34 protein-coding genes are annotated in these 22579 nt (G+C 61.0%); 30 read left to right on the top strand and 4 right to left on the bottom strand.

Annotated elements, in window-relative coordinates; all coding sequences use genetic code 11:
* Positions 1-316: 316 nt before the first annotated feature.
* From rpsJ to KJP30_RS15155, 11 genes are all read left to right on the top strand, one after another.
* Positions 317-622, top strand: a complete 306-nt coding sequence (gene rpsJ, locus KJP30_RS15105) for a 30S ribosomal protein S10 (RefSeq protein WP_023849092.1) — start codon at positions 317-319, stop codon at positions 620-622.
* 15 nt (positions 623-637) lie between these two features.
* Positions 638-1477, top strand: a complete 840-nt coding sequence (gene rplC / locus KJP30_RS15110) for a 50S ribosomal protein L3 (protein WP_218450180.1) — start codon at positions 638-640, stop codon at positions 1475-1477.
* Complete coding sequence (gene rplD, locus KJP30_RS15115; protein WP_218450181.1) at positions 1474-2091, top strand: 50S ribosomal protein L4; 618 nt, start codon at positions 1474-1476, stop codon at positions 2089-2091. Before rplC ends, rplD begins: the two co-directional genes overlap by 4 nt.
* Complete coding sequence (locus KJP30_RS15120; RefSeq protein WP_043137403.1) at positions 2088-2384, top strand: 50S ribosomal protein L23; 297 nt, start codon at positions 2088-2090, stop codon at positions 2382-2384. Before rplD ends, KJP30_RS15120 begins: the two co-directional genes overlap by 4 nt.
* A 213-nt stretch (positions 2385-2597) precedes the next feature.
* Positions 2598-3626, top strand: coding sequence for a glycosyltransferase family 4 protein (locus KJP30_RS15125; RefSeq protein ID WP_218450182.1), 1029 nt, complete (start codon positions 2598-2600; stop codon positions 3624-3626).
* A gap of 265 nt (positions 3627-3891) precedes the next feature.
* Positions 3892-4734, top strand: a complete 843-nt coding sequence (rplB, locus tag KJP30_RS15130; RefSeq protein WP_218450183.1) for a 50S ribosomal protein L2 — start codon at positions 3892-3894, stop codon at positions 4732-4734.
* A 3-nt stretch (positions 4735-4737) separates the two neighbouring features.
* Complete coding sequence (rpsS, locus tag KJP30_RS15135) at positions 4738-5016, top strand: 30S ribosomal protein S19 (RefSeq protein ID WP_218450184.1); 279 nt, start codon at positions 4738-4740, stop codon at positions 5014-5016.
* 3 nt (positions 5017-5019) lie between these two features.
* Positions 5020-5400, top strand: coding sequence for a 50S ribosomal protein L22 (gene rplV, locus KJP30_RS15140; protein WP_218450185.1), 381 nt, complete (start codon positions 5020-5022; stop codon positions 5398-5400).
* On the top strand, positions 5400-6134 hold the full coding sequence (rpsC, locus tag KJP30_RS15145) for a 30S ribosomal protein S3 (protein ID WP_218450186.1): 735 nt from the start codon (positions 5400-5402) through the stop codon (positions 6132-6134). The genes rplV and rpsC overlap by 1 nt, the downstream gene beginning before the upstream one ends.
* 2 nt (positions 6135-6136) lie before the next feature.
* Complete coding sequence (rplP, locus tag KJP30_RS15150; protein WP_218450187.1) at positions 6137-6550, top strand: 50S ribosomal protein L16; 414 nt, start codon at positions 6137-6139, stop codon at positions 6548-6550.
* Positions 6551-6660: 110 nt separating this feature from the next.
* On the top strand, positions 6661-7332 hold the full coding sequence (locus tag KJP30_RS15155; protein WP_218450188.1) for a hypothetical protein: 672 nt from the start codon (positions 6661-6663) through the stop codon (positions 7330-7332).
* A gap of 3 nt (positions 7333-7335) precedes the next feature.
* On the opposite strand, the gene KJP30_RS15160 is transcribed toward KJP30_RS15155, so the two are convergent.
* Positions 7336-8052 carry a lysozyme family protein gene (locus KJP30_RS15160; protein ID WP_218450189.1) on the bottom strand — a complete coding sequence of 239 codons (717 nt, stop codon included), beginning with the start codon at positions 8050-8052 and terminating at the stop codon, positions 7336-7338.
* Positions 8053-8142: 90 nt separating this feature from the next.
* Between KJP30_RS15160 and KJP30_RS15165 the strand changes: the two genes are divergently transcribed.
* Together KJP30_RS15165 and KJP30_RS15170 are read left to right on the top strand one after the other, a co-directional pair.
* A complete protein-coding gene (locus KJP30_RS15165) occupies positions 8143-8760 on the top strand; it encodes a 2OG-Fe(II) oxygenase family protein (RefSeq protein ID WP_218450190.1) in 618 nt (205 codons plus the stop codon).
* 85 nt (positions 8761-8845) lie between these two features.
* Positions 8846-9553 (top strand): hypothetical protein, encoded by a 708-nt coding sequence (locus KJP30_RS15170; RefSeq protein WP_218450191.1) that lies wholly within the window; start codon positions 8846-8848, stop codon positions 9551-9553.
* Positions 9554-9574: 21 nt separating this feature from the next.
* Here the strand turns inward: KJP30_RS15170 and KJP30_RS15175 are convergent, their stop codons facing one another.
* Positions 9575-11173: a PAS domain-containing hybrid sensor histidine kinase/response regulator family protein gene (locus tag KJP30_RS15175; RefSeq protein WP_218450192.1), complete on the bottom strand. Its 1599-nt coding sequence runs from the start codon at positions 11171-11173 to the stop codon at positions 9575-9577.
* 262 nt (positions 11174-11435) lie between these two features.
* On the opposite strand from KJP30_RS15175, the gene KJP30_RS15180 reads away from it, so the two are divergent.
* From KJP30_RS15180 to KJP30_RS15245, 14 genes are all read left to right on the top strand, one after another.
* Positions 11436-11798, top strand: coding sequence for a hypothetical protein (locus KJP30_RS15180; RefSeq protein WP_218450193.1), 363 nt, complete (start codon positions 11436-11438; stop codon positions 11796-11798).
* A 96-nt stretch (positions 11799-11894) separates the two neighbouring features.
* Entirely contained in the window at positions 11895-12557 is a 663-nt protein-coding gene (locus tag KJP30_RS15185) for a hypothetical protein (RefSeq protein ID WP_218450194.1), read from the top strand.
* A gap of 153 nt (positions 12558-12710) precedes the next feature.
* Positions 12711-12923: a 50S ribosomal protein L29 gene (rpmC, locus tag KJP30_RS15190; RefSeq protein ID WP_218450195.1), complete on the top strand. Its 213-nt coding sequence runs from the start codon at positions 12711-12713 to the stop codon at positions 12921-12923.
* 3 nt (positions 12924-12926) lie between these two features.
* The gene (gene rpsQ, locus KJP30_RS15195) at positions 12927-13235 is read left to right on the top strand and encodes a 30S ribosomal protein S17 (protein ID WP_218450196.1); all 309 of its coding nucleotides are present in this window, start codon (positions 12927-12929) and stop codon (positions 13233-13235) included.
* Positions 13236-13332: 97 nt separating this feature from the next.
* Entirely contained in the window at positions 13333-13701 is a 369-nt protein-coding gene (gene rplN / locus KJP30_RS15200; protein WP_023851005.1) for a 50S ribosomal protein L14, read from the top strand.
* Between the two features lies 1 nt (position 13702).
* Complete coding sequence (gene rplX, locus KJP30_RS15205; protein ID WP_218450197.1) at positions 13703-14014, top strand: 50S ribosomal protein L24; 312 nt, start codon at positions 13703-13705, stop codon at positions 14012-14014.
* Positions 14007-14588, top strand: a complete 582-nt coding sequence (gene rplE / locus KJP30_RS15210; protein ID WP_218450198.1) for a 50S ribosomal protein L5 — start codon at positions 14007-14009, stop codon at positions 14586-14588. Before rplX ends, rplE begins: the two co-directional genes overlap by 8 nt.
* A 12-nt stretch (positions 14589-14600) precedes the next feature.
* Complete coding sequence (rpsN, locus tag KJP30_RS15215; protein WP_218450199.1) at positions 14601-14906, top strand: 30S ribosomal protein S14; 306 nt, start codon at positions 14601-14603, stop codon at positions 14904-14906.
* Positions 14907-14918: 12 nt separating this feature from the next.
* On the top strand, positions 14919-15311 hold the full coding sequence (gene rpsH / locus KJP30_RS15220; protein WP_218450200.1) for a 30S ribosomal protein S8: 393 nt from the start codon (positions 14919-14921) through the stop codon (positions 15309-15311).
* A gap of 14 nt (positions 15312-15325) precedes the next feature.
* Complete coding sequence (gene rplF, locus KJP30_RS15225) at positions 15326-15859, top strand: 50S ribosomal protein L6 (protein ID WP_218450201.1); 534 nt, start codon at positions 15326-15328, stop codon at positions 15857-15859.
* Between the two features lie 12 nt (positions 15860-15871).
* Positions 15872-16231, top strand: coding sequence for a 50S ribosomal protein L18 (rplR, locus tag KJP30_RS15230; RefSeq protein ID WP_218450202.1), 360 nt, complete (start codon positions 15872-15874; stop codon positions 16229-16231).
* A gap of 158 nt (positions 16232-16389) precedes the next feature.
* Positions 16390-16971 (top strand): 30S ribosomal protein S5, encoded by a 582-nt coding sequence (rpsE, locus tag KJP30_RS15235; protein WP_218450203.1) that lies wholly within the window; start codon positions 16390-16392, stop codon positions 16969-16971.
* A 5-nt stretch (positions 16972-16976) separates the two neighbouring features.
* Complete coding sequence (gene rpmD / locus KJP30_RS15240) at positions 16977-17165, top strand: 50S ribosomal protein L30 (protein ID WP_218450204.1); 189 nt, start codon at positions 16977-16979, stop codon at positions 17163-17165.
* A 169-nt stretch (positions 17166-17334) separates the two neighbouring features.
* Positions 17335-18120: an MBL fold metallo-hydrolase gene (locus KJP30_RS15245; RefSeq protein ID WP_218450205.1), complete on the top strand. Its 786-nt coding sequence runs from the start codon at positions 17335-17337 to the stop codon at positions 18118-18120.
* A 49-nt stretch (positions 18121-18169) separates the two neighbouring features.
* Here the strand turns inward: KJP30_RS15245 and KJP30_RS15250 are convergent, their stop codons facing one another.
* Positions 18170-18919 carry a hypothetical protein gene (locus KJP30_RS15250; RefSeq protein ID WP_218450206.1) on the bottom strand — a complete coding sequence of 250 codons (750 nt, stop codon included), beginning with the start codon at positions 18917-18919 and terminating at the stop codon, positions 18170-18172.
* A 100-nt stretch (positions 18920-19019) separates the two neighbouring features.
* On the opposite strand from KJP30_RS15250, the gene KJP30_RS15255 reads away from it, so the two are divergent.
* Positions 19020-20225, top strand: a complete 1206-nt coding sequence (locus tag KJP30_RS15255; protein ID WP_218450207.1) for a cytochrome P450 — start codon at positions 19020-19022, stop codon at positions 20223-20225.
* A gap of 43 nt (positions 20226-20268) precedes the next feature.
* On the opposite strand, the gene KJP30_RS15260 is transcribed toward KJP30_RS15255, so the two are convergent.
* On the bottom strand, positions 20269-21525 hold the full coding sequence (locus tag KJP30_RS15260) for a DEAD/DEAH box helicase (RefSeq protein ID WP_246594577.1): 1257 nt from the start codon (positions 21523-21525) through the stop codon (positions 20269-20271).
* A 3-nt stretch (positions 21526-21528) separates the two neighbouring features.
* Here KJP30_RS15260 and KJP30_RS25100 point away from each other — a divergent pair, with 3 nt between their 5' ends.
* Entirely contained in the window at positions 21529-21657 is a 129-nt protein-coding gene (locus KJP30_RS25100) for a hypothetical protein (RefSeq protein ID WP_281421426.1), read from the top strand.
* A gap of 335 nt (positions 21658-21992) precedes the next feature.
* On the top strand, positions 21993-22460 hold the full coding sequence (gene rplO / locus KJP30_RS15265; protein ID WP_218450208.1) for a 50S ribosomal protein L15: 468 nt from the start codon (positions 21993-21995) through the stop codon (positions 22458-22460).
* The last annotated feature ends 119 nt before the right edge of the window (positions 22461-22579 follow it).

Here is a 22579-nt window from a genome sequence, read left to right on the forward strand (position 1 = left end):
TGAAGGTGGCCGGACCGTGGGTTCGGGCGTTGTCTCGAAGATCCTGAAGTAAGACGGGTTCCCCCCGCCTTCGGCACCGACAAACACGAAGGGCGCCTCCAATCGGAGGCGCCCTTTCGCGTAGAAAAGCGCGCGCTGCAAAACACGTTGGATTCGGGATAAACGCCCTTGTCACACTGGGGTGCAGACGATATACGCGCGCAACGGCCAACTGGTCGTGCAAGGCGGGGTGATTCCCCGCCTTTTGGGTTCGATGAGGGTGCGCGGTGGTCGCGTGTCCTCCTCTCAACCCCAACATCGTGAATAAGGCTGTTCAATGAACCAGAACATCCGTATCCGGCTCAAGGCGTTTGATTACCGCGTGCTTGACGCCTCCACCCAGGAGATCGTCAACACCGCCAAGCGCACCGGCGCCACGGTTCGCGGGCCGATCCCGCTTCCGAACAAGATCGAGAAATATACCGTTCTGCGCGGTCCGCACGTGAACAAGAAGTCGCGTGACCAGTTCGAGATCCGTACGCACAAGCGTCTGCTCGACATCGTCGATCCGACCCCGCAGACCGTTGATGCCCTGATGAAGCTCGACCTCGCCGCTGGCGTGGACGTCGAGATCAAGGTGTAAGGGAGGCCGATGGACATGCGCTCTGGAGTGATCGCAAAGAAGATCGGCATGACCCGTCTCTTTATGGAAGACGGCAAGCAGATCCCCGTCACCGTGCTGCAACTGGACAACCTTCAGGTTGTCGCGCAGCGCACCAATGACCAGCACGGCTATACCGCTGTTCAGCTGGGCGCCGGCACCGCCAAGGCAAAACGCGTTAGCCAAGCCATGCGCGGCCACTTTGCCGTTGCCAAGGTCGAGCCGAAGCGGAAGGTCGTGGAATTCCGCGTCGCCCCCGAAAACCTGATCGAAGTGGGCGAGGAAATCATCGCCGACCATTACTTCGAAGGTCAGTTCGTGGACGTCAGCGGCATCACCATCGGTAAAGGTTTTGCCGGTGGCATGAAGCGCCACAACTTCGGCGGTCTGCGCGCCACGCACGGCGTGTCGATCAGCCACCGTTCGCACGGCTCCACCGGTCAGTGTCAGAACCCCGGTAAGGTGTTCAAAGGCAAGAAAATGGCCGGCCACATGGGTTCGGTGCGTGTCACCACGCAGAACCTGCAAGTGGTCAAGACCGACAGTGACCGCGGCATCATCATGATCAAGGGCGCCGTTCCCGGCCCCAAAGGATCCTGGGTGACTGTCAAGGACGCCGTCAAGAAGCCGACCCCGGACAATGTCATCCTGCCCGCCGCTCTGATGAGCGCCAAGCGTGAAGCGATGAAAGCCGCCGAGGAAGCCGCCGCCGCAGCCGCAGCAGAGGCCGAAGCCGAAGCCAAGCGTCTTGCCGAAGAGCAGGCCGCAGCCGAAGCAGACGCGCTGAAAGCAGCCGAGGCTGAAATCGAGGCCGAGAAGAAGGAAGGCGACGAATGAAACTCGACGTGATCAATCTCGACGGCGCAGCAGCCGGTGAGGTCGAGCTGGACGAGGCCCTGTTCGGGCTCGAGCCGCGCGCCGACATTCTCCACCGCGTCGTCCGCTGGCAGCGCAACAAGGCGCAGGCCGGTACGCACAAGGTCAAGACCCGCTCGGAAGTGTCTTACTCGACCAAGAAGATCTATCGCCAGAAGGGCACCGGCGGCGCACGCCACGGCTCGCGCAAGGCACCGATCTTCCGCAAGGGTGGCATTTACAAGGGCCCGACCCCGCGTTCGCACGCCCATGAGCTGCCCAAGAAGGTCCGTAAGCTGGGCCTGATGCACGCGCTGTCCGCCAAGGTCAAAGCCGGTTCGCTGGTTGTGATCGAAGCCGCAGATTGCGACGGCAAGACCAACACGCTGGCCAAGCAGGTTGCAAACCTGGGCTGGAAGCGCGCGCTGGTCATCGACGGCGCACAGGTGAACGAGAACTTTGCCCGTGCAGCGGCCAACATCGACGGTCTCGATGTGCTGCCGAGCCAGGGCGCAAACGTCTATGACATCCTGCGTCGCGATACGCTGGTTCTGACCAAGGCGGGTGTCGAAGCACTGGAGGCTCGTCTGAAATGAGCGCGAAGGCAGAACACTACGACGTGATCCGCAAGCCGATCATCACCGAAAAGTCGACCATGGCGTCCGAAAATGGCGCAGTTGTCTTTGAAGTGGCGATCGACGCGGCCAAACCGCAGATCAAGGAAGCGGTCGAGGCGCTGTTCGGTGTCAAGGTGAAGGCGGTCAACACCACCATCACTAAAGGCAAGCAAAAGCGTTTCCGCGGCACCCTGGGTCGTCGCAAGGACGTGAAAAAGGCCTATGTTACCCTCGAAGAGGGCAACACGATCGACGTGTCGACCGGTCTTTGATTGGATTTGCGGGCTGGGTTCATCCCCGGCTTGCAGACTTCGGAAAGGCCCTCGCAGCGATGCGGGGGCCTTTTCCGATTGAAGGGGCGGGAGCGGCAAAGCGCTGGCCCGTCGAGACGAGGTGTTGTTCAATCCGTCCAAGGTTTGCGCTGCCTTGCCGGTCCGCTGTCCGGGGCCGCGGCGGACAAACGTTTCAGAAGGCTCAGGGGTGCCATGGCGCGACTGCTTTTTACTTTGCCACGGTTTCACACCAACATGTGGTTCGCCGTGCGGCGTTTGCTGGCCGATGGGCATGAGGTTCGTCTGTTGGTCTGCATGGCCTCAGGCGGCGAGGATCATTCGATGGTCGAACCTGTGGTCATGGGGAAATCTCCGGCTTACGAGGAGGTTGAAAAGGAAGTCACCGATTTCCGTCCCGACCTTGTGATCATTCGCAATGCATGGGCCATCAGCCGCCGTGCCTCACGCGCGGCGCGACGGCAGGGCATTCCGCGCATCCTGTACAATCAGGTGCCTGACGATGTGCTGACCGGTTTCGGACGGCGCGTGTTGTTGCGATATAAAGGGCTGCCTGTTGAGCGGTTCACCCCGGTGCGCGGGCAAAACCGCAGCAAGCCGCGCGACCCCTACGCGCGATTCATGCCTTTACCGGTCGATGTTCTTCCGCATCAGGTACTGCCGCGCGAGGACGACCGGCTAAAGGTTCTGTTGGTTGGCAAACTGGGCGCCGAACGCAAGAACCAGCATGTGCTGATTCAGAAGATCGAGGAAATGAACGCGCAGGACCGGATCAGCCTGACTCTGGCCGGGACGGTTCCGGGACCGGACAATGCGCATTACGCAACGATTCAGGACATGGCGCGTCGCCCGTGGATCAAGCTCGCTGGTTCTGTCCCTTTCCTTGAGATGGGGACGCTGCACGCCTCGCATGACGTATGCATTCTGCCCAGTTTCGATGAGTTGCGCGGCACCTCTCCACTTGAGGCAATGGCCTATGGCGCGGTTCCGATGATTTCGAACCAGTGCGGCTCTGCCGGGGATCTGACCCATGGTGATGACGGCGTGGTTTTCGATCCATTGCACATGGAGCAAGCCGTCGAATGGTTGCTGAAATTGGATGCGGATCGCGCGGAGTTGGACCGAATGAAACAGGCCGCCCATGCAACATGGCGGCGCGACCTCAGCGAAGAGGCGTTTTCGCGCAATATCCGTGCCTTGCTGGACGATTTCGGAGTGTCGTGACGACAGTTTTTTTCCGGGCGTGCCAACTGTCCAAACCCGGCTTGGTCCGAGTTGGCGGAATGGCTCGGCTGCCACTTGACGTGACGCCCAACCTCGCCTAAACGACCCCATCCGCAGGGAGCCCCGGATTCGTCCGGGGCTTTGCTTTTCTTTGCGGATGACGCGAATCGGGCACCTTCGGGGGCCTATACCACTGGCCACCTTCGGGGGGCTGATAACATAGGCCGGGTTTCGATCTGGCCGTAAGCAACGGAAGACAGAAAGCATGGCACTCAAGTCGTACAAGCCGACGACGCCGGGCCAGCGCGGGCTGGTGCTGATCGACCGTTCGGAGCTGTATAAAGGACGCCCCGTCAAGGCCCTTACCGAAGGTCTGACGAAGAAAGGCGGCCGGAACAACACCGGACGGATTACCGCACGTCGTCGCGGCGGTGGCGCAAAGCGCCTCTACCGGATCGTCGATTTCAAGCGGAACAAGTTCGACGTCAACGGCATCGTTGTTCGTATCGAATATGACCCCAACCGCACGGCATTCATCGCACTCGTCCAGTATGACGACGGCGAGCAGGCCTATATCCTCGCCCCCCAACGTCTGGGCGTGGGCGACAAGGTTGTCTCGTCGGCAAAGGCCGACATCAAGCCGGGCAACTGCATGCCGTTCTCGGGTATGCCGATCGGTACCATCGTGCACAACATCGAGCTGAAGCCCGGCAAGGGCGGCCAGATCGCACGCGCCGCGGGCACCTATGCCCAGTTCGTCGGCCGTGACGGTGGCTACGCTCAGATCCGCCTGTCCTCGGGCGAACTGCGCATGGTCCGTCAGGAATGCCTGGCCACGGTTGGCGCGGTCTCGAACCCCGACAACTCGAACCAGAACCTCGGCAAGGCCGGCCGCGTCCGCCACATGGGCAAGCGTCCTTCCGTCCGCGGTGTCGTCATGAACCCGATCGACCACCCGCACGGCGGTGGTGAAGGCCGTACCTCGGGTGGCCGTCACCCGGTGACGCCTTGGGGCAAGCCGACCAAGGGCAAGCGCACCCGCAACACCAACAAGGCATCGCAGAAGCTGATTATCCGCTCGCGTCACGCCAAGAAGAAGGGGCGGTAATATATGTCGCGTTCCGTCTGGAAAGGTCCGTTCGTCGATTCCTACGTCCTGAAGAAGGCCGAGAAGTCGCGCGAGTCGGGCAAAAACGAAGTCATCAAGATCTGGTCGCGCCGCTCGACCATTCTGCCGCAGTTCGTCGGCCTGACTTTCGGTGTCTACAACGGCCAGAAGCACGTTCCCGTGATGGTCAGCGAAGACATGATCGGTCAGAAGTTCGGTGAATATTCGCCGACCCGCACCTACTACGGCCACGCGGCCGACAAAAAAGCCAAGAGGAAGTAAGCCATGGGCAAGGATAAGAATCCCCGCCGCGTGGCGGACAACGAAGCGATGGCAAAGCTGCGCATGCTGCGCACCTCGCCGCAGAAGCTGAACCTCGTCGCCGCCCTGATCCGCGGCAAGAAGGTGGACAAGGCCCTCACGGACCTGACCTTCTCGAAGAAGCGGATCGCCGTTGACGTGAAAAAGTGCCTGCAATCGGCTATCGCCAACGCCGAGAACAACCACGGTCTGGACGTCGACGAACTGGTCGTCGCCGAGGCCTATGTCGGCAAGAACCTGGTCATGAAACGCGGTCGCCCCCGGGCCCGTGGTCGTTTCGGCCGGATCAACAAGCCGTTCTCGGAACTCACCATCAAGGTGCGCCAGGTTGAGGAGCAAGCCTAATGGGTAACAAGACCAATCCGATCGGCATGCGCCTTCAGGTGAACCGCACCTGGGACAGCCGCTGGTACGCTGATACCAAGGACTACGGTGATCTGCTGCTCGAGGATCTCAAGATCCGCGAATTCATTTTCAACGAGTACAAGAACCCGCCGAAGCAGGCCGGCATCAGCCGCGTCATCATCGAGCGTCCGCACAAGAAGTGCCGTGTGACCATTCACACCGCGCGTCCGGGCGTCATCATCGGCAAGAAAGGCGCGGACATCGAGGTGCTTCGCAAGAAGCTGGCCACGATGACCGACTCGGAACTGCACCTCAACATCGTCGAGGTCCGCAAGCCCGAGCTGGACGCACAGCTGGTTGGCGAATCCATCGCCCAGCAGCTGGAGCGCCGGGTCTCCTTCCGCCGCGCGATGAAGCGGGCCGTGCAGAACGCCATGCGCATGGGCGCCCAGGGTATCCGGGTGAACGTCGCTGGTCGTCTGGGTGGTGCGGAAATCGCGCGTACCGAATGGTACCGTGAAGGCCGCGTGCCGCTGCACACGCTGCGCGCCGACATCGATTATGCCAACGTCGAAGCATCGACCCCCTACGGCATCATCGGCATCAAGGTCTGGATCTTCAAGGGCGAGATCATGGAACATGATCCGCAGGCCCGCGATCGCAAGAACCAGGAACTCCAGGACGGTCCGGCCCCCCGTGGCGCCGGTGGCGGCCGCCGGGATGATCGGAGGTAACAATGCTTCAGCCTAAGCGTACAAAATTCCGCAAGGTTCAGAAGGGTCGGATCAAGGGCCTCGCCAAAGGCGGTTCCGATCTGAACTTCGGCACCTACGGTCTGAAGGCTCTCGAGCCCGAGCGTGTCACCGCGCGCCAGATCGAAGCAGCCCGTCGTGCCATGACGCGTCACATGAAACGTCAGGGCCGCGTCTGGATCCGTATCTTCCCGGACACCCCCGTGACCGCAAAACCCATCGAAGTTCGTATGGGTAAAGGTAAAGGTTCGGTGGACCGCTGGACCTGCAAGGTCAAGCCGGGCCGCGTGATGTTCGAGATCGACGGCGTGAACGAAGACATCGCGCGTGAGGCCCTTCGCCTTGCGGCGATGAAGCTGCCGATCAAGACGCGCGTCGTGGTTCGCGAAGACTGGTAAGCAGCGGGTTTCGGCCCAATGTCAAAATTTGGCCCCCGGCGCATGAGCGGCGGGGGTTTTTCTTTTGCGCGTGGTTTCCTAGGGTTGTGGGGATCTGACAAGGTAACCTGATGATTGCACGCCTGCACCGCCACCTGATCCAGACCGTGATGAGAGCCGCCGACCGGGGCCAACCCTTGGCCCGTTGGATCGTCGAACGCGAAACGAGACGGGCCTATTCAGAAATCCCGATCCCCTCTCCGATCGTGCGCGGGCAGTTTTTGATCCCCGACCTCAGCCAGCCCTTCGGTGATGACGATGACGACTTCATGGGCGATCCGCTGCGCGTGCCTTTGGAGCCAAGGCCGGTTTTGGCTGAGGCAGTCGTTGGGCAACGGGTAGAGGATCTGTCCTGCATGCTGGGATCATATGGGGCGGGTGGCTATGGGTTCTTCGGGCTGATGCTGGGTGAGGGATGGTTGATCCTGCCGATCATCGGCGCGGCCGAATGGCTGATGCTCGATGACCGGATCCTTGAAAGCCCGGTGGACCGGGACGCCTGGATCAAAGAAGGCGATGACAGCGCGCTGTTGCGGCGGTTGACCGGGAGCCGGATCACGGAGGCCGATTTCCGGCGGCACGGGTTGACCCTGAAATTCAACAATGGGGCGGTTCTGCGTATTGATGATGCCCCAGGCAGCCGTGCACCCCTGCCGGAGAACGGCAAGCCGCGCGCTTTTCCGGCGGATGATAACCTTGCCGAAGCGATCTTTCTCAGCCCGTCGGGCGAATTGTACCTGTAAAGCCTATCCGGGAAAGATCGCGGCCATCGCGCTGTCAAAGCGCGCCCATGTCATGGTCGCCTTGTTGCCTGCGTATCCTTCGTAATAGGATTCGCCGGATGGGAGGGGCAGGCCAGCCCAGACCTTGGCCAGTCGGTACATAAAGCCCCGGCGCGAAATTTCCCCCCGTTGGAACGCATGAAAGCCGGCATCCGCCAGCAGTTTGTTTGCCATGCGGTCCTGAAGGTCTGGCGAAAAGCGGGCCTGCGGATTGATCCCGAGATCGGCGATGAGATGCCGCAGGGTATCCGGGATGACTTGGTAGCGACCGATGGCATGCGGCTGGCCCGGTGTAGCTGCAATCCAGTCGAGAATTTCTTGAACGGTCAGTTCTGTCGGGGGTTTGGGGGGCTTGATCTTGGCGCCGTGGATGACCGCGTCATAGCCACCGTGGCGCGACTCCGCCTCGGAAATCAGGCTGAGCAGTTTTGCTGTGGCGCCGTTCCCTGCCAATGTTCCAGAGCGGGCAGGGGCCGGTACGTCCGGTTCCGGCAAGGGGACCAGAAATCCCAGCCGATCGCCGCTGCCCAACAAGCCTTGCGATGGGGCGGAAGCACGCATGGCGATCAAGGGGCCGCGCGCCCGGGTTTCCCCCTGTGGGAAAAGCGAGGCGCTTTGCGCAACGGTTTGGCCGCCAAGAACCAGCAAGGTCGGCAAGATCAGGCTTCGGATCGGGAACATTCTGCTCTCACGTCTGATTTGCGGGGACCATGCGCCTCAGAAGTTGAGATTCCATTTCCCCCCGCCGTTTGGCTGGGCTAAAGCCCGGCCATGACCCAGATCCGTTCGCTTTTCGCCACCCGCCTGTACCAGGCCCGCCTTGCGGAGCATGGTGACATCGACACAGCCGAGCTTGAAGGTTCGTGCTATTCCATCGCCGAGGACGACGAGGCGGGGCAGGACTGGTGCGAAGAACAGGGGTATCCGGGATATACCTCTTATGCGTCGCTGACGGATCTGCCCTGGCGATTCCCGATTTTCGCGGATCTGGTCAAGGTTCTGGACCAGCATGTCGCCGCCTTTGCGAAGGATCTTGAGTTCGAACTGGGCGACAAGGAGCTTGTCCTTGAGGATATCTGGATCAATATCCTGCCAGAGGGCGGCACGCATTCCAGCCATATCCATCCGCATTCGGTGATTTCGGGCACAACCTATGTTGCGATGCCCGAAGGCGCATCCGCGCTGAAACTCGAGGATCCGCGCCTGTCGATGATGATGGCGGCGCCGACCCGCAAGAAAGGGTGCCGCGAGGAGCTGCGGTCTTTTGTCTATATCGCGCCGCAGGTCGGGGACGTCTTGCTGTGGGAAAGCTGGTTGCGCCATGAGGTTCCGCTGAACATGGCCGAAGAAAACCGGGTCTCGGTGAGCTTCAACTACAAATGGGCGTGAGCGCACCGCAGCGGCCTTTGACAGTAACAGTTCCGTGAAATATTTATGACGACCGGGTGCAAGCTCTTTAGCCAGGTTGTCATAAATGTCCTTTCGCTCCTTTACCGATCTTGAGCAGTTTCGCCGCACGATCGAAGCACATGTGCCGCGCAAAGTTCTGCGCGATATCTGGAATATGCTGCGGTTCGGACTGGAAGGGCCGCGGTCGGATGCGGCGATCTACGTGGCACCCTCACGTGTCAACCTAGGGCTGGGCAAACAGCGCAGCGCCCGTCAGTTCCGCCGTCAGAACAGCGGAGCCGTGGTTGCGGGTGATTGGGATCTGAATCGCTTTGACATCGAAACCAACACCAAGCTGCGCAGTTGCCGGATGCACTGGCAAGAGGGCGCGGATTGGCAAGAGACACCGATCTACCAACGTCTGGTCAAAGAAATCGCCACCGGGCACCGGCCTGACGGCTGCGCGACAATCGAGGATGTCCATGCGCGCTATGCGGCGCTGGACAAGCTCTACGCCGAGACGCGGCAAAGGGGGCGTTTGTTGCCTAAGGCCGAATTGCCCGACTATTTCCGCCGCGAGCATGGCGGCGTACTGGTGCATGTGGCCCGTGACGGAACCTGCCTGCGCAGCGGCGGTGGCGCGCATCGCTTTGCCATTGCCCGGATTCTTGGCCTGCCGGAAATGCCCGCCCAGATCGGGGTGGTGCATCCCGATGCAATCCGGAACGGCCATTTGGCCAAGTTGCTGCGGTCCAGCTTTGGCGAGGGTGGCAACGGCGCTTCGCTGGCCTAGAGCGGCCTCACACTGACGCTGTCAGCTGGCGGAGCCAACCGCCCTTTCACCTGAGGGTGCGGCATCCAGAAGATTGGCGATCCCCGCGCGCAGCTCTGCGGCGGGCACCGGTTTCGACAGAACCAGATCCACGGTTCCGTCTTCGGCCGAGCCAAGCCCGCGCGCCAGCCCGGTCAACAGGATCACCGGGGTCGAGGCGTCCACCGCCTTGATCCGGGCGGCAATCTCGACACCTGTCGAGGACCCGGGAACATAATTGTCCAATAGCGCCAGATCATACCCGCCCTTGTCCACCGCGCGCAGGGCTTCTTCGGAGGTGGCTGCCTCGGTCACGGTGAATCCCCATCCCTTGAGATTGCGGCGCAGGATGTCACGGATCTGTTCTTCGTCCTCCAGCAGCAGGATATGATGCCTGTCAAACGGCGTCGGCCCGGCCTTCGGAGTCTTCCGTTCCAGCAACGGGTTGGATCGGTGCATCGGAAACAACAGCCGAACGTTGGTCCCCGCGCCTGGGGTCGACGAGATCGCGATTTCACCGCCTAGTTGGCGCATGAACCCCGCCGCCATGGATAGCCCGAGCCCCGACCCCCTGGAGCGCGACTTGGTGGTAAAGAAAGGTTCGGTCACCCGGTCGATGTGCTCCGCCGGAATGCCGGTACCGTCATCCTGAACACACAGGCAAATCAGATCGCCTGCGAAAGGGGGGGGAATGTCGGTGCAGTTATCCGGCAGCTTGGTGCGGATGCGGATCGTACCGCCCTCGCGGATCGCGTCGCGGGCGTTGATCAGGATGTTCAGGATCACCGATTGCAGGTTGTCCCGATCCGCGAAGATCGGTGCCGGGCCTTTTGGGCGAATGACCTCGACCCGGGCTTTTTGAAGGGTGGTCCGTTCAAAAAGCGTCACTGCCCTGTCCACCTCTTCTGCCAGGTCAAGGGCCGTGGGAAGGATTGTCGCTTTTTGCGCAAAATTCAGAAGGCTGCGGGTCAGCATGCCGCCACGCCCCGCCGCTGAAACGATTTCAGACAACAATTGACTGCGCAGGCCGTCGGGCAGGTCGTCCTGAAGCAGTTCGGCATTCCCCATGACCACGGCGAGGATGTTGTTGACATCATGGGCGACGCCAGCGGTCAATTCGCCCAAAGCGGCAAGCCGATTGGCCTGCGCCTTGCGTTCTTCTGCCAGCCGGGATTCTGTCACGTCAAGGCTGCTGCCCAGACCGCGGACAATGCGGCCGCTGGCATCGCGTTCGGGCGCGACAACTTCGCGGATATAGCCGATGCTGCGGTCCCGCCGATAAAAACGGTATTCCATCTCGATCGTTTCGCCCAGCAACAGCCGTTGATACGCTTCGCGCAGGATGTCCCGATCTTCGGGGTGGACCATGTCCATCTCACCGCCAAGACCGCTGACGGCCTCGATGAACTCTGACGGGGTCAATCCGAAGGTTTCGGCGTGCTGGACCGAGCAGACTTCAACAATGGCGTCGAGGACGTTGAAGACGAAATAGCCCAATTGGGCAATGCGAGCAGCCTGTTCCAGCATAAGCGCATGAGACGCCCCGTCCGGCCCGATACGGCTGAATAGCGGGCCATCCCCCGGTATTTCCCGTTCGGCCATGCGGTTTACCCCTGTTCTGGTCACGTAAACTATACGAAAGGAGTCAGTGTTCCCTCAAGTGAAGTTCTTTGCCTGTGTCGACTATGTGCGAAATTGTGTGCAGTTTCCCTAAGGTCAGCCCGTATATCTTTACGCCTCTGGGCCACCCTCATGACCAGAGTGAAACTGGGGGTTTGAAATGGAACTGCATTCCTGTTGTGCCGGGCGTGATCACCAACGCTCAAAGAGGGCTGATATCCCGCTCGCGACCAGTGACAAGCCGATGGGCAAGTCCGCACAATCCGTCGGTCATCGCGCCAAAGCCGCCGTTCGCGACGCCTGCGAGGCGGGGGTGTGCCTGACACAGGGGCAAGCGGCTTCGACAATTGCGCGGGGGACGACCGAACTCGTGGTTGAGGCGATGTATGTCAGCATGACCTATGCCGCTGTCGCCGTAAGTGGTGAGGTGGCCGAGCCCGTTGTTCCCGAGGCGTCTGGCAGTCCAGTGGATGAGTTGCCCGCCGTCGAGCCGCCGTCCGCTACCAAAGACGCAGCCGCCCCTGCGGGATATGCGGCGTCGCTGAGTTTTGTCTCCTTCGAGGCAAGTTATGTGTCGGACAGCGTCGCGCTGGAACTATTGCGGTAGGCGTGCCCTCTGGTGGGTCGAATTGTTTCCAAACAATGTGATTGGCGTCAAATTTAAGCGAGTATACAAAGCATTAGGTTCAACACGGTGCGCCGGTTGACCACTTTGAGCACTGTTCATTTCAAAAGGACGCTGAGTATGCGGTTCGTCATTCTTTCCTTGGCCATCGGGCTTTCCCCCTTGGCGGTGCATGCACAAGATCTAGCGGCATGTCTTGGGGTGCCGAATGATCAGGCGCGTTTGATTTGCTACGATGCGCTTGCCGGATACAAGGCCGCGCCCGCCCCCGATCAGGAGGATGACAGCCCGGTTTCTGCGGCTGTTTCGAAATGGCTGTTTGTTGAGAAAACGGACCCGTTTTCAGGCAAGGAGACATCCTATGTTGTGCTTGAGAGCGACAAGGCAAATGCGCGGATGACGGATGCGCCGGTTTCGACCTTCGTGCGGTGCGACGGCAAAGGTGGGCACGAGATCTTTGTCGTTTCCGGTGGCTACATTGGCAGTACAAGGGATACGGTCCCGGTTCGCTACAAGTTCGGCGAGAACGAGCCCATTTCGGAGAAGTGGGGCGAATCCACCAGCGGCAAGGCGGCCTTTCTGCCTGACCGTTTCAGGGATTTCCGGGCAGGCCTGTTGACCGGCGAGAGCTTTGTTTTCGAGTTCACGGATTTTCGCGGAACCCGGTCCAACGCGCGCTTTCCCGAGACGCCATTGAGCGAGAAGTTTGACCATGTCATTGGCGGTTGCCAGGCGGGCTAGACCCGCGCGCCAAGGGTGTTGCAGATAATCCTTGCATAGTTGGGGATTCTGGCATAGTGCAGCCGCTCATCCACGGACTCCACCGGAATCAGGGTGACCCTGCGTGCCTGCAGGCAGGGGCCTACCGGTGATGTTGCAGCAAAGGAGAGGCGCATGAACGCCCAGGAACTCCGTGACAAGACCCCGGACGAACTCCGGGACCAGCTTGTCCAGCTCAAGAAGGAGGCTTTCAACCTCCGCTTTCAGGCGGCCACCGGCCAACTGGAAAATACCGCGCGTATGCGCGAGGTGCGTCGCAGCGTTGCCCGCATCAACACCATCCTGAACGAAAAAGCCGCTGCCGCGGCCTCGACTGCGGAGGCGTAACGAATGCCCAAGCGTATCCTGCAAGGCACCGTCACCTCGACCGCCAACAAGCAGACCGTGACCGTCCAGGTCGTCCGTCGCTTCAAGCACCCCGTGCTTCAGAAGACCATCAAAAAGTCCAAGAAGTACCGCGCCCACGATGAGAACGAACAGTTCAACGTCGGCGATAGCGTCCTGATCCGCGAATGCGCTCCGAAATCCAAGACGAAGCGCTGGGAAGTCATGACCGAAGAAATGCAGGCCGAACACGAGAAGCAACGCGCCGAAGCCGCCGCCGCCGCTCAGCAGGCCGAAGCAGAAGCCGCCCACTAAAGGGCGATCCGGGGCCGTATTCGCGGCCCCGGTGACATTCGAAACCCCCGGGTCAATGTTCTCTGGAAGAGCGGCCCGGGACGTCGGGAGATAACTTATGATCCAGATGCAGACCAATCTGGATGTCGCTGACAACTCCGGAGCCCGGAAAGTTCAGTGCATCAAGGTTCTGGGCGGTTCCCACCGCCGCTATGCCTCTGTCGGCGACATCATCGTGGTGTCGGTGAAGGAGGCCATTCCGCGTGGTCGCGTGAAGAAAGGTGACGTCCGCAAGGCCGTCGTCGTGCGCACCGCCAAGGAAGTTCGCCGTGAAGACGGCACCTCGATCCGCTTTGACCGCAACGCCGCCGTGATCCTGAACAACGCAGGTGAGCCGGTTGGCACCCGTATCTTCGGGCCGGTCGTGCGTGAGCTGCGTGCCAAGAACTTCATGAAGATCATCTCGCTCGCCCCGGAGGTGCTGTAAGATGGCTGCCAAGCTGAAAAAGGGTGACACGGTCATCGTTCTGACCGGCAAGGACAAGGGCAAAACCGGCGAGATCGTCAGCGTTGACCCCAAGGCCGGCAAGGCCGTTGTCGATGGTCTGAACATCGCCATCCGTCACACTCGCCAGAGCCAGACCAGCCAGGGCGGCCGCCTGCCCAAGGCCCTGCCGATCGACCTGTCGAACCTGGCCTACGTCGACGCCAACGGCAAACCGACCCGCGTTGGTTTCCGCATGGAAGGCGACAAAAAGGTTCGCTACGCCAAGACCACGGGGGACGTGATCGATGCTTGATATGGAAAGCTACACCCCGCGCCTGAAGGCTCAGTATCGCGAGACCATCAAGGCGGCGATGAAAGAGCAGTTCGGCTATACGAACGACATGCAGATCCCGCGTCTGGAAAAGATCGTTCTGAACATCGGCTGCGGCGCCGAAGCGGTTCGTGACTCGAAGAAAGCCAAGTCGGCTGTCGAAGATCTGACCAAGATCGCCGGCCAGCAGGCCGTCGGCACCAAGGCCAAGCACAGCCACGCGCCGTTCCGTCTGCGCGAAGGCATGATCATCGGCGCCAAGGTTACCCTGCGTGACGTGCGCATGTATGAATTCCTGGACCGCCTGGTGACCGTGGCAATGCCCCGCATCCGCGACTTCCGCGGCGTGAAGCCGTCCTTCGACGGTCGCGGCAACTTTGCCATGGGTCTGAAAGAACACATCGTGTTCCCGGAAATCGACTTCGACAAGGTTGACGAAGTCTGGGGCATGGATGTGGTCATGACGACCAATGCCAAGGATTTCGGCGAGCACACCGCCGATGCCCAGGCCAAAGCGTTGCTGACGCATTTCAACGTACCGTTCACCAAGGCGTAAGAGGACAAAGACATGGCAAAAAAATCCATGATCGAGCGCGAGAAAAAGCGCGAGCGCCTGGTGGCCCGGTATGCCGCCAAGCGCGCTGAACTGAAAGAAATCGCAACCGACGAATCGAAGCCGATGGAAGAGCGCTTCAAGGCCCGCCTCAAGCTGGCCAAGCTGCCGCGCAATTCGTCGCCCACCCGGCTGCACAACCGCTGCCAGCTGACGGGCCGTCCGCACGCCTACTACCGCAAGCTCAAGATCAGCCGTATCGCCCTGCGCGAACTCGGTTCGAACGGCAAGCTGCCGGGCGTCGTGAAGTCGAGCTGGTAAGGAGGGTATGAGATGAACGATCCTATCGGCGATATGCTCACCCGCATCCGCAACGCGCAGCTGCGCGGCAAGTCCACCACCTCCACACCGGCATCAAAGCTGCGTGGCTGGGTTCTGGACGTGCTGGCGGACGAAGGTTACATCCGCGGCTACGAAAAGAGCACGGATGAACGCGGCCACCCCGCGTTTGAAATCAGCCTGAAATACTTCGACGGCACCCCTGTCATTCGCGAAGTGAAACGGGTCTCCAAGCCCGGCCGCCGCGTTTACATGAGTGTCAATGACATCCCGCAGGTCCGCAACGGCCTGGGCGTGTCGATTGTCTCCACCCCCAAGGGTGTGATGTCGGACGCAAACGCACGCGCAGCCAACGTTGGCGGCGAAGTGCTCTGCACCGTATTCTAAGGAGGCCTGAACACATGTCTCGTATTGGTAAGAAGCCGGTCGAAATGCCTTCGGGTGTGTCGGCCAGCGTCTCGGGCCAGACCATCGAAGTGAAGGGGCCGAAAGGCACCCAAAGCTTCACGGCCACCGATGACGTTACGCTGATCGTCGAAGAAAACGCCATCAAGGTGGAGCCGCGCGGCAAGTCCAAGCGCGCCCGCCAGCAGTGGGGGATGTCCCGCACTGTGGTGTCGAACCTCGTTCACGGCGTTCAGAACACCTTCAAGAAGGAACTGGAAATCCAGGGCGTCGGTTACCGGGCGCAGTTGCAGGGCAATGTCCTGAAGCTTAACCTTGGCCTGTCGCACGACGTGGACTTCCAGATCCCCGACGGCATCACCATCACCTGCCCCAAGCCCACCGAGATCATCATCGAAGGGCATGACATCCAGCAGGTGGGCCAGGTTGCGGCCAACATCCGCGACTGGCGCCGGCCGGAGCCGTATAAGGGGAAGGGTATCCGCTACAAGGGCGAATACATCTTCCAGAAGGAAGGCAAGAAGAAGTAAGGACGCAAGGCAATGGCAAACAGCAAACGTGTACTGTTCCAGAAGCGCCGCCTGCGCGTCCGGAACAAGCTTCGCAAGGTCAACGCGGGTCGCGTTCGCCTTTCGGTTCACCGTTCGAACAAGAACATCTCTGTCCAGCTCATCGACGATCTGGCGGGCAAGACCCTGGCAGCAGCTTCCTCGCTGGAGCCGTCGCTGGGTGTTGTCGGCAAGAACAACATCGAAGCAGCGGCCAAGGTGGGTGCGGCAATCGCCGAACGCGCCAAGGCAGCCGGTGTGGAAGAAGCCTACTTCGACCGTGGCGGCTTTCTCTTTCACGGCAAGGTGAAGGCTCTGGCCGACGCCGCGCGTGAAGGTGGTCTGAAGATCTAAGCCTGCGGTGCGCAGCATATGCGCACCCATCAAAGGGTGTGCCCTCTGGGCGCACCTTTATTTGCAGGTGGAAACACCTCGATGATCGAGGGGCTTGATGGCCCACTGCGATTGAACAATCACGGTGCTCTTGGGCACCACGAAAGAAGGAATGCCTTATGGCAGAACGTGATAACAACCGTGGCGGTGGCCGCGGCCGCCGCGACCGCGAGGAGCAGGCGCCCGAGTTTGCAGATCGCCTTGTCGCGATCAACCGTGTGTCCAAGACCGTCAAAGGCGGTAAGCGTTTCGGCTTTGCCGCGCTTGTCGTTGTCGGCGACCAGAAGGGCCGCGTCGGCTTTGGCAAAGGTAAGGCCAAGGAGGTCCCCGAGGCCATCCGTAAGGCGACCGAGCAAGCCAAGCGCAAGATGATCCGCGTGCCGCTGAAAGAGGGCCGCACCCTGCACCACGACGGCAAAGGCCATCATGGCGCCGGCAAGGTGACCATGCGCACCGCCCCGACCGGTACCGGTATCATCGCCGGTGGTCCGATGCGTGCCGTGTTCGAAATGCTGGGCGTTCAGGACGTTGTCGCCAAGTCGACCGGTTCGCAGAACCCCTACGCCATGATCCACGCCACGCTCGACGCACTGCGCAACCAGCAGTCGCCGCGTTTGGTGGCTCAACGTCGTGGCAAGAAGGTTGCTGACATCCTGCCCAAGCGCGATGAAGCACCCGCCGCCGAGACCGAGGAGGCCTGAGACCCATGGCAAAGACCATCGTTGTCAAACAGATCGGCTCGCCGATCCGCCGCCCTGCCATCCAGCGCCAGACGCTGGTCGGCCTGGGCCTGAACAAGATGCACCGCGTGCGTGAGCTGGAAGATACCCCGGCGGTTCGCGGCATGATCCGCAAGATCCCGCATCTGGTCGAGATCGTCGAAGAGCGCGACTGAATCGCTCTTTCATGACTTTGAAAGGCCCTCTGGCAGATTTGCCGGGGGGCCTTTTTCGTTGTTGCAGCGGGCAGAAATGGACGGCGTTGAAGAAATCGGCCGTCCAATTTGTCGCAGGCCGGGCGCGCCCTATTGTTACTGGTGGAACAGTCAAACCGGAGCGCGATCCATGACACTCAACCGCCGTACCTTCCTGTCCACTGCCGCCGCCGCAGGCACGATCACCGTGCTGCCTTTTGCCGGGCGAGCCGGCGGGCATCTGCCAAATGAGTTCAAGACCTCGCAAGGCACGTTGCTTGTGCATCCGGTCCATCATGCCTCGATCGTGATGGAAACGCCGATCGGCACCCTTTACGTTGATCCGGTGGGCGAAACCTCTGAATACGAGGGTCTGCCGCCTGCCGACCTGATCCTTGTGACGCACCAGCATGGAGACCATTACAACGCGGATGTGCTGAAAGCGGTCAAAGGTGAAAACACGCAAATGATCACCAATCCGGCAGTTTTCGATATGCTGCCGGAAGAGTTGAAAATGAACACCAGCGCCATGGGCAATGGCGCGACAGCCAGCCTGACCGGCCTGCAAGTTGACGCGATCCCGGCACATAACATCACCGAAGGACGACTGAATTTTCATCCCAAGGGACGTGACAACGGCTATGTGCTGACGATGGATGATTTCCGGGTCTATGTTTCCGGTGATACCGAAGACGTGCCCGAGATGCGGGCTCTGGAAGGGATCGATCTTGCTTTTGTCTGCATGAACCTGCCGTTTACCATGACAGCCGAGGCGGCAGCAGACGCCGTGCGCACGTTCAAGCCGACCTTTGTTTATCCCTACCATTACCGTGGCCGGGATGGTGGCACACAGGACCCGGCGATGTTTGCCGAAATGGTCGGGGACGCCTCAACGGTCAAGATGGGCGATTGGTACAAGCCCGGCGAACTGGGGTGACAACGGTTCGGAATCACTTGGCAAAGGGCGGTCCAGAGGGCCGCCCTTTTCAGTGACCCTCCCACGTCACCTTGTAACGGATTGCCATATCCAGACCGGGGGCCGGATCGCGCTTTGGCTCTTCGCCCCAAGGTTCATGGCTGATCATGGTCGGCGCAATCCATGCGCTGAATCTGTCGGATGGCGCAGGGACTTTTCCGATCTCAAGCGGGAAATAGGCGAACCAGTCCCGTTCCAACTCCAGCGACATCTCGCGGTTGTCGACTTTGTAGACCATGACAAAGCGGAGCAAAGCGTAGTCATAGTCTTCATCCTCGCGGCGGTCGATCAGGTTGTAGGCCCCAACATAGGTGCCCGCCCTGTGGTACCTTGGCCAAAGGGGTTTCCACGCGGTTTGGGCCGGGTCTATCGCGCCTTTGGCCACGCGCAGTTCCACAATCAACTCAGGTCGCGGAGAGCGAAACTCGGGTGTGGTGATGGCCCAGATCCGCAGGCTCAGGCCGAGGATCACAACGATCGGCAGACCGATCACAATGACCAGAGCCTTGCCAGACAGGAATGGCTGTCCGGCGGGCCGCCTGTGCCAGCGGATCAGGGCGACAAGGGCCAGAACCGCCCCGGTGATCGCACCCAATGGGGCACCACCCATGGCTGCGCCCATGGCAAGCCCACCTTCCATTCCGGTGTCGCCGCTGGCCAGCCCGATCCCGATGACAAGGAAGAACCCCGCCACCGCGCCGATACATCCGCCGACAAGGATCAGCAACAGGCCGAGAGTGAAGGTGAGGACGGTGCGCATCCCTTACCCTAACAGCCCGGTCGCGCGCGCCTAGCCCCGGATTTCCAGACCCTTGCCACCAATCCCACCCCGGCGCAGGATGACGTGGGGAGGAAAGAACATGCTGGATATTGCCGGGTTTGACCTGAATACCATCGGACCGGGTTTCATCGAGAACCCGCATCCAGTGCTGCATCGGCTGCGCTCAGAGGATCCGGTTCATCGCAATGCCGATGGCTCTGTCTATCTGACGCGCTATGACGACTGTCTGAGGGTCTATCAAAGCCGTGCCATGCTATCGGACAAGACCGAGGCCTTTGGCGAAAAGTTCGGCCAGTGTCCGCTGCAAAAACACCATACCACCAGCCTGATCTTCAACGATCCGCCCTATCACACGGTTGTCCGCAAACTGATCTCTGGCGCCTTTACACCGCGCAAACTGGCCGAGTTCGAACCCCTGATCGAAGGCATCGTCGATCGTTTGCTGGACCGCGTCGAAGACCTTGGCGAACTGGATTTGATAGATGATTTTGCCAAGGTTCTGCCGACCGAGATCATCAGCTTCATGCTGGGGATTCCAGAGGACTATCGCGCGCGTCTGCGGGGCTATTCGCTTGCCATTCTGGGGGCGTTGGACCCGGTTGTGCCAGCCGACCGTTTGGCCGAGGGCAACAAGGCGGTCGAAGAGTTCGGAGAGATCCTTGGCGATTTGATCGACCATCGGCGCCGCAATCCCGAAGGCGCGCATGAGGGTGAAGTGCTCGAATCGCTGATCTTTGGTGAACATGAGGGGCGGCGGCTGACTCAGGAGGAGCTGATCCAGAATTGTATCTTCCTGCTGAACGCCGGGCACGAAACAACAACCAGCTTTGTTGGCAATTCGATCGGTTTGTTGATGGACAACCCGGATCAGCATCGCCTCTTGCGGGAGGATCCGGGCCTGATCGGTTCCGCGGTCGAGGAGTTTCTGCGGGTGGAAAGCCCGTTGCAGATCGGCAATCGGCTGGCGGGCGAGGATATTGACCTGTCGACAGGGGTGCTGCCCAAGGGCACCTACATTCACACGTCCATCGCGGCGGCCAACCGGGATCCGGAGGTCTTTCCAGATCCGGACCGGGTGGACATCACGCGCCGCCCGAACCGGCACATTGCTCTTATCACCGGCATTCATGTCTGCCTTGGTGCAAGCCTTGCGCGCGTTGAAGGAAAGCTCGCTCTGGGCAAATTCGTGCAACGGTTTCCAAAGCTGGCTGCGAATGGACCGCGCACCCGTGTGCCTCTGGCACGGTTCCGGGGCTATGCCACCTTGCCGGTCCGGGTGCGCTGATCCGCAAAATCAAAGGGGCGTCCGATGGACGCCCCCTGTCGTGTCAGGCTGCCTTGGCGCGGCGATTGCGGCTCCGGCGGGGGCGTCCCGGCTTTTGGTTGTTTCCGGGACGATTGCCACCGCCGCCGTTCCCCGAGCGGCGGTTGCCGCCACGACCGGGTTTTTTCATCGGTTCCCAGGGTTCACCCCCTGCGACGTCGATATCGCGGCCCATCAGTTTGACGATGGCCTGAAACTCTCCCATCTCGGCGGGGGCGCAATAGGCGACGGCGGTGCCGTCCCGTCCTGCGCGCGCTGTCCGACCGATGCGATGGACATAGTTGTCGGCCACGTTGGGCAGGTCGTAGTTATAGACATAACGCACGGCGGGGATGTCGATGCCACGCGCGGCCACATCCGTTGCAACTAGAACCGTCAGTTCCCCTTCACGGAAGGCAGTCAGGGCGCGGTCGCGCTGACCTTGGCTTTTGTTGCCGTGGATTGATCCGGCGGCAAAACCCTTGGCTTCAAGCGTGCGCTTCATCTTTTCCGCGCCATGTTTGGTGCGGGCAAAGACCAGCGCGGCCTCGGTCCGGTGGCCATCGAGATGGTCGATCAGCAGACGCATCTTGTCGGATTGCTCGACGAAATGCACCGACTGGTCGATGCGGTCGACTGGTTTGCCCGGAGGTGTCACCTCGATCCTGATCGGGTCGGTCAGATAGGCCGCGGCGATTTCAGCCATCTGTTTGGGCATGGTGGCCGAGAACAGCATGGTCTGACGATCCGATGGCAGGGCCTTGGCGATCTTGCGCAGCGCATGGATAAAGCCGAGGTCCAGCATCTGGTCGGCTTCGTCCAGCACAAGGAACTGTGTGTCCTTGAGCAGGACAGAGCCACGATCCATCAGGTCCAGCAGGCGGCCCGGCGTGGCAACCAGCAGATCGGTGCCCCGCGACAGGCGGTTTTCCTGTCCGTTGAGCGAAACGCCCCCGGTGACGATGCCGATACGCACTTGGGTGCCTTCCGCATAGGCGCGCAGGTTGTCGACGATCTGTTTTGCCAGTTCGCGGGTGGGGGCAAGGATCAGCCCGCGCACGGTCTTGGGTGCGGGTTTGCCTTCCATACGCAGCAGGGTGGTCAACAGCGGCAGGCCAAAGGCAGCGGTCTTGCCGGTGCCGGTCTGCGCAAGGCCCATAACGTCGCGCCCGTTCAGCGCGTGCGGGATGGCCTGTGTCTGGATCGGGGTCGGTGCGGTGATGTTCAGATTGGCCAGGTTGGCCAGAAGGCGGGGCGGCAGCCCCAGCATGTCAAAGTCCAATGGATGTTCCTTTGTGTCCCGCAGGACACGAATGAAGGCGCCCGCCGGTCGGGGCGGGAACGCAGGGGAACCGCGAACACGGGTCACGCGCCGGATGCGCAGGGCCTGTCGCGGGTCTGGACCCATGCGTGATGTGGGAGCCATGTCAGGAATGAATGCCGTGCGGGCCATGTTGCCCGTCTGCCCCGCTCACGCGGCGGGTGCGGCACGGGGTTGCATATGGCGGCGCGACCGGTGCGAGTCAAGAGAGCTTTCCGCAGTGCGGCGTGCGACCGTGGCTGCGGTATCCCGGAATCAGGCGGGCTGGCCCGCAGGTTCCCGCCGGAATCGCGTTGCCGGGGCTTGCAAGGACGTCACCGCCTATTCTATACGCCCCCGGTGGCCTTTCGGCCCGACTCACAAAACCAAGAAACGCCGTGGTTGGCCCATCACGCTTCGGGGGTCACATCCGGCAATGGAGAAGCGATATGAAACTCAATGAACTGCGCGACAACCCCGGCGCAACCAAAACCAAGAAACGCATCGGCCGTGGCCCCGGTTCGGGCAAAGGTAAGATGGGTGGCCGTGGTATCAAAGGTCAGAAATCGCGTTCGGGTGTGGCCATCAATGGCTACGAAGGCGGCCAGATGCCCCTGTACCAGCGTCTGCCCAAGCGTGGCTTCAACAAGCCGAACCGCAAGTCCTATGCCGTCGTGAACCTGGGCCTGATCCAGAAGTTCGTCGACGCGGGCAAGCTGGACGCAGCCAACATCACTGAGGAAACTCTGGTGACGTCGGGCCTCGTGCGTCGCGCTCTGGACGGTATCCGGGTTCTGGCCAAGGGTGAAGTTACCGGCGCCCTGACCATCAATGTCACCGGCGCATCGAAGGCGGCCGTGGACGCCGTCGCAGGCAAGGGCGGTTCGCTGACCGTCGCCGCGGCAGCCTCGGAATAACGCCCGCGCCGCGGATGCGGCGTAATCGTGACTTGTGAGCGGCGTCAGACCCGCTTACATGTCCAACAGTTTTCCAATGCACGCCGCCCGACGGAAAACCGTCAGGGCGGCGTTTTAGC

Source organism: Antarctobacter sediminis (genome assembly GCF_019218285.1).
In the GTDB taxonomy this organism is placed as follows: domain Bacteria; phylum Pseudomonadota; class Alphaproteobacteria; order Rhodobacterales; family Rhodobacteraceae; genus Antarctobacter; species Antarctobacter sediminis.

Coding starts and splice junctions, on each gene's coding strand:
- KJP30_RS15125 (WP_218450182.1), top strand. CDS start 2,598: ATGGCGCGACTGCTTTTTACTTTGCCACGGTTTCACACCAACATGTGG.
- rplX (WP_218450197.1), top strand. CDS start 13,703: ATGGCTGCCAAGCTGAAAAAGGGTGACACGGTCATCGTTCTGACCGGC.
- rplV (WP_218450185.1), top strand. CDS start 5,020: ATGGGCAAGGATAAGAATCCCCGCCGCGTGGCGGACAACGAAGCGATG.
- rpsN (WP_218450199.1), top strand. CDS start 14,601: ATGGCAAAAAAATCCATGATCGAGCGCGAGAAAAAGCGCGAGCGCCTG.
- rplB (WP_218450183.1), top strand. CDS start 3,892: ATGGCACTCAAGTCGTACAAGCCGACGACGCCGGGCCAGCGCGGGCTG.
- rplN (WP_023851005.1), top strand. CDS start 13,333: ATGATCCAGATGCAGACCAATCTGGATGTCGCTGACAACTCCGGAGCC.
- rplE (WP_218450198.1), top strand. CDS start 14,007: ATGCTTGATATGGAAAGCTACACCCCGCGCCTGAAGGCTCAGTATCGC.
- rplP (WP_218450187.1), top strand. CDS start 6,137: ATGCTTCAGCCTAAGCGTACAAAATTCCGCAAGGTTCAGAAGGGTCGG.
- KJP30_RS15120 (WP_043137403.1), top strand. CDS start 2,088: ATGAGCGCGAAGGCAGAACACTACGACGTGATCCGCAAGCCGATCATC.
- rpsJ (WP_023849092.1), top strand. CDS start 317: ATGAACCAGAACATCCGTATCCGGCTCAAGGCGTTTGATTACCGCGTG.
- rpsH (WP_218450200.1), top strand. CDS start 14,919: ATGAACGATCCTATCGGCGATATGCTCACCCGCATCCGCAACGCGCAG.
- rplC (WP_218450180.1), top strand. CDS start 638: ATGCGCTCTGGAGTGATCGCAAAGAAGATCGGCATGACCCGTCTCTTT.
- rplR (WP_218450202.1), top strand. CDS start 15,872: ATGGCAAACAGCAAACGTGTACTGTTCCAGAAGCGCCGCCTGCGCGTC.
- KJP30_RS25100 (WP_281421426.1), top strand. CDS start 21,529: ATGTTCCTTTGTGTCCCGCAGGACACGAATGAAGGCGCCCGCCGGTCG.
- KJP30_RS15155 (WP_218450188.1), top strand. CDS start 6,661: ATGATTGCACGCCTGCACCGCCACCTGATCCAGACCGTGATGAGAGCC.
- rpmD (WP_218450204.1), top strand. CDS start 16,977: ATGGCAAAGACCATCGTTGTCAAACAGATCGGCTCGCCGATCCGCCGC.
- KJP30_RS15180 (WP_218450193.1), top strand. CDS start 11,436: ATGGGCAAGTCCGCACAATCCGTCGGTCATCGCGCCAAAGCCGCCGTT.
- rplO (WP_218450208.1), top strand. CDS start 21,993: ATGAAACTCAATGAACTGCGCGACAACCCCGGCGCAACCAAAACCAAG.
- KJP30_RS15245 (WP_218450205.1), top strand. CDS start 17,335: ATGACACTCAACCGCCGTACCTTCCTGTCCACTGCCGCCGCCGCAGGC.
- rpsS (WP_218450184.1), top strand. CDS start 4,738: ATGTCGCGTTCCGTCTGGAAAGGTCCGTTCGTCGATTCCTACGTCCTG.
- KJP30_RS15255 (WP_218450207.1), top strand. CDS start 19,020: ATGCTGGATATTGCCGGGTTTGACCTGAATACCATCGGACCGGGTTTC.
- KJP30_RS15170 (WP_218450191.1), top strand. CDS start 8,846: ATGTCCTTTCGCTCCTTTACCGATCTTGAGCAGTTTCGCCGCACGATC.
- KJP30_RS15160 (WP_218450189.1), bottom strand. CDS start 8,052: ATGTTCCCGATCCGAAGCCTGATCTTGCCGACCTTGCTGGTTCTTGGC.
- rplD (WP_218450181.1), top strand. CDS start 1,474: ATGAAACTCGACGTGATCAATCTCGACGGCGCAGCAGCCGGTGAGGTC.
- rplF (WP_218450201.1), top strand. CDS start 15,326: ATGTCTCGTATTGGTAAGAAGCCGGTCGAAATGCCTTCGGGTGTGTCG.
- rpsQ (WP_218450196.1), top strand. CDS start 12,927: ATGCCCAAGCGTATCCTGCAAGGCACCGTCACCTCGACCGCCAACAAG.
- rpsC (WP_218450186.1), top strand. CDS start 5,400: ATGGGTAACAAGACCAATCCGATCGGCATGCGCCTTCAGGTGAACCGC.
- KJP30_RS15250 (WP_218450206.1), bottom strand. CDS start 18,919: ATGCGCACCGTCCTCACCTTCACTCTCGGCCTGTTGCTGATCCTTGTC.
- rpsE (WP_218450203.1), top strand. CDS start 16,390: ATGGCAGAACGTGATAACAACCGTGGCGGTGGCCGCGGCCGCCGCGAC.
- KJP30_RS15165 (WP_218450190.1), top strand. CDS start 8,143: ATGACCCAGATCCGTTCGCTTTTCGCCACCCGCCTGTACCAGGCCCGC.
- rpmC (WP_218450195.1), top strand. CDS start 12,711: ATGAACGCCCAGGAACTCCGTGACAAGACCCCGGACGAACTCCGGGAC.
- KJP30_RS15175 (WP_218450192.1), bottom strand. CDS start 11,173: ATGGCCGAACGGGAAATACCGGGGGATGGCCCGCTATTCAGCCGTATC.